12 protein-coding genes are annotated in these 12349 nt (G+C 40.6%); 10 read left to right on the plus strand and 2 right to left on the minus strand.

The window, feature by feature from the left end; translation table 11 throughout:
• Positions 1-106: 106 nt before the first annotated feature.
• A complete protein-coding gene (locus BKL51_RS08315) occupies positions 107-1309 on the minus strand; it encodes an aromatic amino acid transport family protein (RefSeq protein WP_077466242.1) in 1203 nt (400 codons plus the stop codon).
• Positions 1310-1464: 155 nt separating this feature from the next.
• Between BKL51_RS08315 and BKL51_RS08320 the strand changes: the two genes are divergently transcribed.
• From BKL51_RS08320 to tsf, 5 genes are all read left to right on the plus strand, one after another.
• Entirely contained in the window at positions 1465-2328 is an 864-nt protein-coding gene (locus tag BKL51_RS08320) for a YicC/YloC family endoribonuclease (protein ID WP_077466243.1), read from the plus strand.
• An 8-nt stretch (positions 2329-2336) separates the two neighbouring features.
• Positions 2337-3176: a folate-binding protein YgfZ gene (locus tag BKL51_RS08325; RefSeq protein WP_077466244.1), complete on the plus strand. Its 840-nt coding sequence runs from the start codon at positions 2337-2339 to the stop codon at positions 3174-3176.
• A gap of 1 nt (position 3177) precedes the next feature.
• Positions 3178-4302 (plus strand): anhydro-N-acetylmuramic acid kinase, encoded by a 1125-nt coding sequence (locus tag BKL51_RS08330; protein WP_077466245.1) that lies wholly within the window; start codon positions 3178-3180, stop codon positions 4300-4302.
• A 205-nt stretch (positions 4303-4507) separates the two neighbouring features.
• Positions 4508-5236: a 30S ribosomal protein S2 gene (gene rpsB, locus BKL51_RS08335; protein ID WP_077466246.1), complete on the plus strand. Its 729-nt coding sequence runs from the start codon at positions 4508-4510 to the stop codon at positions 5234-5236.
• A 135-nt stretch (positions 5237-5371) separates the two neighbouring features.
• A complete protein-coding gene (gene tsf / locus BKL51_RS08340) occupies positions 5372-6223 on the plus strand; it encodes a translation elongation factor Ts (protein ID WP_077466247.1) in 852 nt (283 codons plus the stop codon).
• A 53-nt stretch (positions 6224-6276) separates the two neighbouring features.
• Here the strand turns inward: tsf and BKL51_RS08345 are convergent, their stop codons facing one another.
• Positions 6277-7839 carry a phosphoethanolamine transferase gene (locus tag BKL51_RS08345; RefSeq protein ID WP_077466248.1) on the minus strand — a complete coding sequence of 521 codons (1563 nt, stop codon included), beginning with the start codon at positions 7837-7839 and terminating at the stop codon, positions 6277-6279.
• Between the two features lie 131 nt (positions 7840-7970).
• Here BKL51_RS08345 and pyrH point away from each other — a divergent pair, with 131 nt between their 5' ends.
• The 5 genes from pyrH to BKL51_RS08370 all read left to right on the plus strand — a co-directional run bounded on the left by pyrH (position 7971) and on the right by BKL51_RS08370 (position 12343).
• Positions 7971-8684: a UMP kinase gene (gene pyrH / locus BKL51_RS08350; RefSeq protein WP_077466249.1), complete on the plus strand. Its 714-nt coding sequence runs from the start codon at positions 7971-7973 to the stop codon at positions 8682-8684.
• Between the two features lie 91 nt (positions 8685-8775).
• On the plus strand, positions 8776-9333 hold the full coding sequence (gene frr, locus BKL51_RS08355) for a ribosome recycling factor (RefSeq protein WP_059365944.1): 558 nt from the start codon (positions 8776-8778) through the stop codon (positions 9331-9333).
• Between the two features lie 188 nt (positions 9334-9521).
• The gene (gene ispC / locus BKL51_RS08360) at positions 9522-10718 is read left to right on the plus strand and encodes a 1-deoxy-D-xylulose-5-phosphate reductoisomerase (RefSeq protein WP_077466250.1); all 1197 of its coding nucleotides are present in this window, start codon (positions 9522-9524) and stop codon (positions 10716-10718) included.
• Positions 10719-10745: 27 nt separating this feature from the next.
• On the plus strand, positions 10746-11465 hold the full coding sequence (uppS, locus tag BKL51_RS08365; RefSeq protein WP_077466251.1) for a polyprenyl diphosphate synthase: 720 nt from the start codon (positions 10746-10748) through the stop codon (positions 11463-11465).
• 11 nt (positions 11466-11476) lie between these two features.
• Entirely contained in the window at positions 11477-12343 is an 867-nt protein-coding gene (locus BKL51_RS08370; protein WP_077466252.1) for a phosphatidate cytidylyltransferase, read from the plus strand.
• Positions 12344-12349: the final 6 nt, after the last annotated feature.

The following is a 12349-nucleotide window of genomic DNA, read 5'->3' on the forward strand; positions in this document are numbered from 1 at the left end:
TATGAAGGTGGATTTTTACATAGAGTAAAAAACAAAATTACGTGTCCTAAAATAGAATTTGAGCTGTTAAATCAGGCAAAGTGCGGTTGAATTTTGCTGTGTTTTATTAACCTACGACAAAAGGCAAGTAACCGGCACGGATTGCGAATGGAATAGACGTGATCACAACACCAAGCACGAGTACGACAAGCAGGGTTAAATTGCCACCCCATACGCGGTATGGGAGAGATGGATGAATGCGGCGTGCTTTCCATACAAGGCTGACCGGCAATACCACCGCATAGAAGGCGAACATTTGACCGGCATAGCCCAATGCCAAGATAAAACCTTCCGGATAGAATAAAGCGAAAGCAAGCGGCGGAATAAAGGTGAGCAATCCGAGAGAAATACGCCCTGCGGAAATATTAAAAGAGCGCTTTAATAGGTCCTCAATACATTCTAATAAACCTAACCCCACACCTAAGAAAGAGGTCACCAAGGCTAAAGTTGAGAATAGTTTGACCGCACTTGTGATCACATTACTACCGGTGATGGCAAGCGTTGCTTTTACCAAACCGTTTAATGTGGCATCTTCTTTTAATATCTGTAAAAATTCATTTTGTGTGAGCAAGCCGTGGGTAGAAAGTTGCCATAATATATAGGCACCAAGAGTGATGCTCGAGCCGATTAAAATCGAAATGCGCAAAGCTTTTACATTCCCGCCTAAGTATTTATTCAAACTTGGAATGGATCCGTGGAAACCAAAAGCGGTAAAAAATACCGGGCTGGCAGAAATGATCAATGCATTATCAATAGGCATGGCTAATAAATTATCCATTTTAATTTCAGGCAGCATTAACCCTAGTACTATCACAAAAGAGGCAAGCATCACAAAAAAGAGTAGGCGATTAACTTTATCTACACTGTGCGTACCGATCATAATAAATGACCCAAAAATGATTGTGAATAATAAAATACTGATTTTATTATCAAAATTTTCCGGCAATAAATCATTTAATAAAGAACCGCCGCCACTGACATAGGCCGCAATTAGGGCATATAAAAAGATAATGAGTACCACAGTAGCAACGACACGCCCGAATTTTCCGAAATATTGTTCTGCCAGCGTACCGATGCCCGCATCGCTTTCAGCGGTTTGGTAGAGTTCCACAAATAACAAAGCCGTAAAAGTAAGCAATGTCCAAAGTGCCAATAATAAAACTAACGTAAAGCCGAAACCGATTCCGGCAGAGGTGAGAGGCATTGCCAACATCCCCGCACCAATCATTGTGCCGGAAACAAGTAAAGTACTACCAACCGTTTTGTTCATTTTCTTTTCCTGGGTGTAATATAAAATTTACAAAGATTGTATTTTAAAATTTACATACTGTAAACATCTTGTCGATAAAAATATTTTTAGAATTCATTACGCTTTCTCGTTACAATAATCGACAAATCAACTAAGACATAAAATTAGGAGCTCTTATGATTTATAGCATGACTGCCTTTGCGCGCCTTGAACTGAAAAAAGATTGGGGTGATGCGGTGTGGGAAATTCGTTCGGTAAATCAACGTTATTTGGAAAATTTCTTTCGATTACCGGAACAATTTCGCGGTTTGGAGAACGTTTTACGTGAGAAACTTCGTCAAAATTTGACGCGTGGTAAAATTGAATGCTCTTTACGTATTGAAAGCAAAAAACAAACGAATAGCGAACTTAATATTAATCGGGAATTGGCAAATCAAGTACTCCAATCCTTGCAGTGGCTGAAGGCACAAGCAGGCGAGGGAGAAATTAATTTAACCGATGTATTGCGTTATCCCGGAGTCGTGGAGGCGCAGGAACAGGATTTAGATGCGATTAGCCAAGATTTATTGAGCGCTTTTGATGAGCTGCTAAAAGAATTTATTGCTATGCGAGGCCGTGAAGGGGATAAATTACAAGCGATTATTCAGCAACGCTTAGATGCCATTGGTGTAGAAGCTGACAAAGTGCGGTCACAAATGCCGGCGATTTTGCAATGGCAACGTGAGCGTTTAATACAACGTTTTGAAGAAGCGAAAATTAGTCTTGAACCGCAGCGCATGGAGCAGGAAATGGTTTTATTGGCACAGCGTGCGGATGTTGCGGAAGAGCTTGATCGTCTGCAAATGCATGTAAAAGAAACCTCAAATATTTTAAAAAAAGGTGGTGCTGTCGGACGTAAATTGGACTTTATGATGCAAGAGCTTAATCGTGAATCCAATACCTTGGCGTCTAAATCCATTAATGCGGATATCACCGCCTGTGCGGTTGAATTGAAAGTATTGATCGAGCAAATGCGTGAACAAATTCAGAATTTGGAGTAGGAGAGGAGATGGTCCAATTTATTCAACTGAATCAATATCAATTAATAGAAGTGCATGGTGCGGATGCCGAAAAATATTTGCAAGGGCAACTTACCACTGATGTTGTGGCATTAGCAGGCGGAGCGACCACGATCACCGCACATTGTGATCCGAAAGGTAAAGTGAACGCCATTTTTCGTTTATTTAAAGTGAGTAGTGAGCGGTTTTTTTTATTAGTGAGTAAGGATTTGTTACCAAGCGCACTAGAAGCTTTGAAAAAATATGCCGTGTTTTCCAAAGTCAGCTTTGATTTACACGATTGGCAGATCGTTGGGGTGAACGGTGAAAAATGTGGAAAAATTCAACCGCACTTTACATTAGAAATTAATGAACGACGAGCGATTTTATTAAATGAAATCCCGTTAGCGATTACTTTCAATGCCGATGAAAAAGCATGGAATATTGCCGATATTCAAGCCGGAATTCCTCATTTGAGTGCGAAAATGCAGAATGAATTGATTCCTCAAGCAATGAATTTACAAGCTGTCGAGCAGGCTATTTCCTTCACTAAAGGTTGCTATATCGGGCAAGAAACCGTGGCACGGGCCAAATATCGTGGGGCAAACAAGCGAGCGATGTTTGTTCTCAAAGGCGACACCCAAGAAACACCGGAAGTCGGTAGTGAAATTGAAATGCAGCTTGAAAGTCACTGGCGCAAAACCGGCACAATTATAAGTGCGGTCAATATTGAGGGTGTTTTGTGGTTACAAGTTGTGATGAACAATGATATTAATCCGAGTCAAACCTTCCGTTTGCCGAAAGACGGTTGCATTCTGACTATTCAACCTTTGCCTTATATACTCAATTAAAATGAATGCAAAATATTATATCGGCATTATGTCCGGTACAAGTTTGGATGGCGTAGATATTGCATTAGTCGATTTTAGTTTATCCCAACCAAAATTAGTGGCATCGGATTTTACCCCGATGCCAAAGGATTTACGTGAAAAAATTACCGCACTTGTACAGTCGGGTGAGACAACGTTACAGCAGTTGGGCGAATTGGATCATCAACTGGGCTTGCTTTATGCGGATTGCGTAAACCGTTTTTTACAGTCTGAACAGATTCCAACGGAACACATTCAAGCCATTGGTTGCCACGGACAAACTATATGGCATTCACCGCAAGGACGATTTCCTTTCACAATGCAAATTGGCGATATGAATTTGCTTGCCGCCCGTACTAATATAACAACGGTGGGGGATTTCCGCCGTAAAGATATGGCATTCGGCGGACAAGGCGCACCGCTCGTGCCGGCATTCCATCAAGCTGTTTTTTTTGATCCGAATTATGCCACCGTAGTGCTGAATATCGGCGGAATAAGCAATCTATCCTTGTTGATTCCAAATCAGCCTGTTATCGGGTTTGACACCGGAACGGGGAACACTTTACTTGATCAATGGATCGAAAAACAGCTTGGCGTACCCTATGATCAAAACGGCGAATGGGCGGCAACAGGTCGGGTCAATAAAGCATTGCTGGACGATTTGTTAGACGAGCTTTTTTTTCGACAACCACCACCTAAAAGTACGGGGCGAGAATTATTTAATTTATCTTGGTTGGAGCAAAAAATTCAACATATTGCGACAAATTCAAGCGTATTTTTACCACAGGATGTACAGGCAACATTGGTGGAATTTACCGTGAGTAGTATTGTCGAAAGCCTAAATAATATTGATACAACCTTACCAAAACGACTACTGGTTTGTGGCGGTGGTGCAAAAAATAAATTCATTATGCAGCGTCTTGCAAATTGTTTATTGCACTGGGAAATTTATACAACGAACGAGTTTGGTATGGATTCGGATTATGTGGAAGCGGCGGCTTTTGCCTGGCTGGCTTATCGAAGAATGAATTACCAAACGGGTAATTTGCCCGAGGTAACCGGTGCAAAAAGTGCGGTCGGTTTAGGTGTTGTTTTTCCAATGCCTTAAATATATCGTTATTGCGTAGTTCCAAACAAAAATAAACTAGAATTTAACCGCACTTTATGGTATAAATCGCACCGCTCTTTTTCCATCTGAAAAGAGTAAATTTTTAACTTAAATAACACACACATATCACCAAGGCTTCATCGGGGTGCCAAACGGTCGATGAGCTGATATGTGGAGGCTCAACCCCAATTAAAAGGAAAATATTATGGCACAAGTTTCAATGCGCGATATGATCAACGCAGGCGTACACTTCGGACACCAAACCCGTTACTGGAATCCACAAATGAAACCTTTCATTTTTGGTGCCCGTAATGGTGTTCACATCATCAACCTTGAAAAAACCTTACCATTATTCAACGAAGCATTAGCGGAATTAACCCGTATTGCAAGCAACAACGGTAAAGTGCTTTTCGTAGGTACAAAACGCGCTGCGTCTGAAGCCGTTCAAGCTGCCGCATTAGATTGTCAACAATATTATGTGAATCACCGTTGGTTAGGTGGTATGTTGACTAACTGGAAAACAGTACGTCAATCAATTAAACGTTTAAAAGATTTAGAAACTCAATCTCAAGACGGTACATTCGATAAATTAACTAAAAAAGAAGCGTTAATGCGTACCCGTGAGATGGAAAAACTTGAATTAAGCCTTGGCGGTATCAAAGATATGGGCGGTTTACCGGACGCATTATTTGTGATCGGTGCTGACCACGAACATATCGCAGTGAAAGAAGCGAATAATCTGGGTATTCCGGTATTTGCTATCGTCGATACCAATTCTACTCCGGCAGGCGTAGATTTCGTTATTCCGGGTAACGATGATGCGACCCGTGCGATTCAGCTTTACTTAACGGCTGCTGCTGCGGCAGTAAAAGAAGGTCGTGGCAACGAAGCGGCGGTTACGGAAGAATTGGCAGCTGCGGTTGAAGCGGAATAATTTAAGTTTTGCAATAAGGCGAAAGCCCTTATTAATCAAACGATTAATTGGCACAGGGGCGAGAAATTGCCCCTGTATTTTTATCTAAAAAGTTCGGTAAAAAATAACCGCACTTTCAGACAGAGGATTGGAAAAATGGCTGAAATTACAGCAGCATTAGTTAAAGAACTTCGTGAGCGTACCGGCGCAGGTATGATGGAATGTAAAAAAGCATTAGTTGAAGCGAACGGCGATATTGAATTAGCCATCGATAATATGCGTAAGTCCGGCCAAGCAAAAGCAGCGAAAAAAGCGGGTCGTGTGGCAGCTGAAGGCGTTATCATTGCACGTGTTGAAGCAGGTTTCGGCGTGTTAGTGGAAATGAACTGTGAAACCGATTTCGTGGCAAAAGATAGCGGTTTCTTAGCACTAGCAAACGAAGTGGCCGATTACGCTGCGGCAAATAAAGGCACTACTATCGAACAATTACAAGCACATTTTGAAGAAAAACGTGCGGCATTAGTAGCGAAAATCGGTGAAAATATGACTATTCGCCGTGTAACTTACTTAGAAGGTAACGTTATCGCTCAATACTTACACGGTGCGAAAATCGGCGTATTAGTTGCCGGTGAAGGTTCTGTTGAAGAATTGAAAAAAGTGGCAATGCACGTGGCAGCGTCTAAACCTGATTTCGTCAATCCGGAAGATGTTTCTGCCGAAGTCGTGGAGCACGAGCGTCAAATCCAAATCGACATCGCAATTAATTCAGGGAAACCAAAAGAAATTGCAGAGAAAATGGTTGAAGGCCGTATGAAGAAATTCACCGGTGAAGTTTCTTTAACCGGTCAAGCGTTCGTAATGGATCCTTCTCAATCTGTGGGCGACTACTTAAAATCAGTCAATACTTCAGTTTCTAACTTCATTCGTTTAGAAGTGGGTGAAGGTATTGAAAAAGTAGAAGAGGATTTCGCGGCAGAAGTAGCAAAAATTACCGGTGGTAATGCTTAATTCTTGTTATTTTTGAAAGATAAAAAAGCCGATATTAATTTATCGGCTTTTTGTTATTTACGTTTTGGTTGAATATCAATAGCAGGATCGTCTCCCTTTTCATATTTCTCGTCAATGCGTTTTTGCAACCCAAAATCATCTTTATCCGCTTCAGGCGAAAATAAATCTTCTTCCCCGATGAGTTTCGGATTTTTGATGCCTATCCAATTTGCAATTCCTTCCACAAAATTCAAACCGGACTTAAACACTTTATATTCTTTACGTTCGGTATCGTCAGAAGCGATTTTAAACAACGGAATATTGTGATGGCTACGACTAAAACAGTTTTGATTGAACAATATCAGGTTGTGTTTTTCATCTTTTTGGTGGCATAAACCGTGATCGGAGAAATAAATCATCGAAAAAGTGCGGTGATTTTTTTGTGCGTTTTGTTGCAGTTGTTTATAGACGCGTTCTAAAAACTCATCGGTTTTCTTGATAGAAGAAATATAACAATTTAAATAGGCATATTTCGGATCAATTTCGTCATCTTTAAAAATTTTCGGGTAGTCTTCCACACGATCGCATGCCAAAGGGTGAGAACCGTAAATATGCAAGACAATGAAGCGTTTATTTTCTATCGGGTTTTCCAAGATTCGGACGAATTTTGGTAATAAATCAAAATCGCTGTAATTCGTGGAGTTGAAACTGCCCCCTTTTTTTAAAAAGAAGGTTTCATCGGATTTTGCTGCAAGAGAGGAAACCGGCGTATCAAATTCACCCAGTAACCCTTGATTGGATAACCAATAGCTTTTAATACCGGCAGATTTGATGAGATCCACTAAACTTAAATCATAGTTAGGTTCCCATTTTTCTTTGTTTGGTAGCGTAAGCATTAAGCGTAAAGAGGCGATCGTATTGGTACCGGCAGAACGGAATCCGTTAATGAGAGTACCTTTTGCATTTGACATAAAAGGCGTGTTTTTCACCGGATAGCCATAAGCATGATGATAATCTTGGCGTGCACTTTCTCCAATGATTAACACATAATCATCGTAGCGGGAATCTTCTAAAGTTGATTTTCCCCAGCTATGGGAATGTGACATTTGTTTGAGTTTCTTGACTTCATCATAAATTTTTAACGTTGAATTGACACTTTCTTTTACGGGATCGGCCAGTGGAAGATAATAAGCAAAAAGTAATGCCGACAGGATAATAAAGGTTTTGTTACGATAAAATTTAATGCCGAATTTGACCGTACTTTTATATTGTAAAAATACCAATATTGGGATAGAAAAGGCAATGAGGTAGCTAGTCAGCGGAATTTGCAATAGAAATTCTCTAGTCTCCAACATATCCGTGGCAAAAACGGAGGCAATATATTGATAGCTTGGGGCGCCGAAATTGAGACCGACAGGGGTGTAAAACGCATGTACACAGGCAATCGGCACCAAAATAAAATAGAACGTTTTTTTGCTGCTACTCAATAAAATAATCAGGACTGTGGCAAGTAAAATTAACCCAATATCGGGTTGAGGAAACATTCCTGTACCAATCAGTGTGAAATAACCTGCTACCATGGCGCAAATAAAAATCCAAAGTGCGGTTAAAATCAGCGGTATTTTTAGGGTGTTCATACTATCTCTACGGAGAAATAAATGCGCTTATTATCCAGTTTTCAATGAGAATTTCCATCTTTAATATCTTCACTCTTGTGCAGTTATTTTATAGAATAGGGCAATTTTTTAAGCCCAAAAAGGAAAAGATAATGAGCCAACCAATTTACAAACGTATTTTATTGAAATTAAGCGGTGAAGCATTACAAGGTGATGACGGGTTTGGTATTGACCCGTCAATTCTCGATCGTATGGCATTAGAGATTAAAGAATTAGTAGAAATGGGAGTCGAAGTTGGTGTTGTATTGGGCGGCGGTAATTTATTTCGTGGCGCAAAATTAGCGAAAGCCGGTATGAATCGCGTAGTGGGCGACCATATGGGTATGCTTGCCACGGTGATGAATGGTTTGGCGATGCGTGATGCATTACATCGTGCCGACGTGAATGCAAAGTTAATGTCGGCTTTTCAGTTAAACGGTATTTGCGATACTTATAACTGGTCGGAAGCGATTAAAATGTTACGGGAAAAACGTGTGGTGATTTTCTCTGCGGGAACAGGCAGCCCGTTTTTTACGACCGATTCTGCAGCCTGCTTGCGAGGCATTGAAATTGAAGCGGATGTGGTGTTGAAAGCGACTAAAGTCGATGGCGTGTATGATTGCGATCCGGCTAAAAATCCACAAGCAAAATTATACCAACATCTTACCTATGCGGAAGTGATTGATAAAGAATTACAGGTAATGGATTTAGCGGCATTTACCTTAGCCCGTGACCACGGTATGCCGATTCGTGTGTTTAATATGGTTAAACCCGGCGCATTACGCAATGTTGTACTTGGTACAACGGAAGGCACGACTATTTGTTAATTGAATAGGATTAGTGAATTGAACTAGGAAAACGCAATGGAATTGAGTACAATCATTGCGTTTTTAATTTTTACTAAAAGGAACAGAATAAATGATTAATGAAATTAAAAAAGATGCGCAAGATCGTATGGATAAAAGCCTTGAAGCATTAAAAGGTCATATTGCTAAAATTCGTACGGGTCGTGCTCAACCAAGTTTATTAGATGCGATCCAAGTAGAATACTATGGTGCGGCAACACCACTTCGCCAATTAGCCAATGTAGTGGCTGAAGATGCGCGTACACTTGCGGTAACGGTATTTGATCGTTCATTAATCGGTGCGGTGGAAAAAGCGATTTTAACTTCCGATCTCGGTTTAAATCCGTCTTCTGCCGGTACGACGATTCGCGTACCGCTTCCTCCGTTAACGGAAGAACGTCGCCGTGATTTAATTAAAATTGTTAAGGCAGAAGGTGAGCAAGGCAAAGTCGCTATCCGTAATGTGCGTCGTGATGCGAATGATAAAATCAAAGCATTGCTAAAAGACAAAGAAATCAGTGAAAATGAACAGCATAAAGCGGAAGAAGATATTCAAAAAATTACTGATCAATTTATTAAGAAAGTTGATGAAGTTTTAGCAGAAAAAGAAAAAGAGTTATTAGATTTTTAATTGTTACCAAGATAAAGATACAAAAATGTTTGGCGGATTAATGACAAAAAATATTAAATCTGATTTGGTTACAGATTTATATTTTTCTATTATTTTGCAAGTATCTTTGAAACAAAAATAATCTTAATCGCGAAATAAAGGACGCACGGGCGTCCTTTTTACTCAATATAAAGTGCGGTCAAAAATTTATGCAAAAACAAAATATTGTGATTCTTGGTGCAACGGGATCGATTGGACAAAGCTCCTTATCCGTAATTGAAAATAACCCGGAAAAATATCATGCTTTTGCCCTTGTCGGCGGAAAAAATATTGAGTCAATGTTTGAAAAATGCGTGAAATTTCGACCGCACTTTGCTGCCCTTGATGATGTAGCCGCTGCCGATATGCTACGTGAAAAGCTTTCGGCACAGGGAGTTGCAACGGAAGTGTTGGCGGGACAAAAAGCAATTTGTGAATTAGCCGCACATCCCGAGGCTGATCAAGTTATGGCTGCCATTGTCGGTGCGGCGGGGTTATTACCGACCTTATCTGCGATAAAAGCCGGTAAACGTGTGCTATTAGCTAATAAAGAGGCGTTGGTAACTTGTGGAAAAATTTTCATTGATGCATTGAAACGGCACAATGCCACTTTGTTGCCGGTAGATAGCGAACATAATGCGATTTTCCAGTCTCTACCGCCTGAAGCACAACAAAAAATCGGTTTTTGCCCGTTAGCCGAATTAGGCATCAGTAAAATTGTGCTAACCGGCTCCGGCGGTCCTTTTCGTTATACCGCATTAGACGAATTTAAACATATCACACCGGAGCAGGCGGTTGCTCACCCGAATTGGTCAATGGGTAAAAAAATTTCTGTAGATTCTGCCACAATGATGAATAAAGGTTTGGAATATATTGAAGCCCGTTGGCTGTTCAATGCCAAAGCAGATGAAATGGAAGTCATTATTCATCCGCAATCCATTATTCATTCTATGGTGCGTTATGTGGACGGTTCGGTCATTGCCCAAATGGGCAATCCCGATATGCGAACTCCGATTGCCGAAAGCATGGCTTATCCCTATCGTACCTTTGCCGGGGTTGAACCTTTAGATTTCTTTAAAATCAAAGAACTCAGTTTTATTGAACCTGATTTTAACCGTTATCCGAATTTAAAACTTGCGATAGATGCTTTCGCCGAAGGGCAGTATGCGACAACCGCAATGAATGCAGCAAATGAAATTGCGGTACAGGCTTTCTTAGAGCGTCGCATTTCATTTGCAGATATTGCCCGAATTAATCAAGAATCGGTATTAAAAACGCCAAGTACGGCTATCTCAAATATTGATGATGTATTGGCTGTCGATGAGCGGGCTCGTATTATTGCCAAACAATTGATTGAACGATATTAAAAGTGCGGTCACAAATAAACTTATTTTATGATAGAACTTGATAAGAATAATATCCCGTTACATGTCGCCATTATTATGGACGGTAACGGACGTTGGGCGAAACAGCGTAATAAATTACGTGTATTTGGTCATACCCGCGGAGTTGGCGCAGTTCGCCGAGCGGTCAGTTATGCCCGTCAAATCGGTGTGAAAGTGCTGACACTTTATGCTTTTAGCAGTGAAAATTGGAATCGTCAGGAGCATGAGGTCAGTGCATTGATGCAACTTTTTATGCAAGCATTGGATCGTGAGGTAAAAAAATTACATAAAAATGATATTCGCCTAAAGATTATTGGCGATACGTCACGTTTTAGTGAAAAATTACAAGAAAAAATTAAAAAAGCGGAAAATTTAACGGAAAAAAATACCGCACTTACTCTAAATATTGCCGCGAATTACGGCGGTTGTTGGGACATAGTACAAGCAGCCAAACAAATTGCGGATAAAGTAAAAAATCATGAGATACAGTCGGAAGAAATTACCGAGCAATATTTTCAGCGACATTTGGCTACTCAAGATCAGCCGCAAGTGGATTTATTAATTCGTACTAGCGGTGAGCTGCGGATTAGTAATTTTTTACTTTGGCAGATTGCCTATGCGGAACTGTGTTTTTTAAATGTTTTGTGGCCGGATTTTAATGAAAAGGACTTTAATCAAGCCATTGCGAGTTATCAACAACGTCACCGTCGTTTTGGTGGGACAGAATAAGTGGAGAAATTATGCTTAAAGAACGTGTATTATCGGCTATTGTGCTTATTGCGCTGGTACTTTGTGCCTTGTTCTTGTTTAGCCCTTTTTATTTTGCTTTAGGGTTAGGTCTTATCGCTACATTAGGTATCTGGGAATGGACTCAGTTTGCACGTTTTAAACAGCCGTTGATACGCCTATGTATTGCGGCGTTTTTAGGGGCGTTTATCTTCTTGTGGATTTTTACCGAAAGTAATTATTTAGATGCCGGCCGTGTTTTTGAGAATTATCTTCCGTTTATATTGCTTAATTCGGTGATTTGGTGGGGGATTGCATTATTGTTAGTCATTACTTATCCCAACTCTGCAAAATATTGGGGTAAAAATAAACCTATTCACTTGCTGTTTGCTTTTGCAACCTTGATTCCTTTTATTGCCGCAGTCTTACGTTTGCGTCTGGAACAGTACACACAAGCTCCTAATCACGGCTTATTTTTACTGCTTTATGTGTTTGTGTTGGTTTGGGCGGCAGATTCCGGTGCATATTTTGCCGGTCGGGCATTGGGCAAACATAAACTTGCACCAAAAGTTTCACCGGGTAAAACTTGGGAGGGCGTATTAGGCGGGTTAATCACCGCGGCACTCCTTGCTTGTGCATTTATTTACTTTTCTCGTGAAACACTACTTGGTAACCGTGCGATGACGGGATTTGTGATACTCTCGGTGGTAACGGTTGCGATTTCGGTTTTAGGTGATTTAACGGAGAGTATGTTTAAGCGGGAGTCAGGGATCAAGGACAGTAGCCAACTTATTCCCGGTCATGGAGGTATTTTGGATCGTATTGATAGTTTAACGGCAGCCGTACCCTTTTTCACCTACTTTTATTTCTTTGTATTGTAAGGATTG

The organism is Rodentibacter sp. Ppn85 (assembly GCF_001999335.1).
Lineage (GTDB): Bacteria > Pseudomonadota > Gammaproteobacteria > Enterobacterales > Pasteurellaceae > Rodentibacter.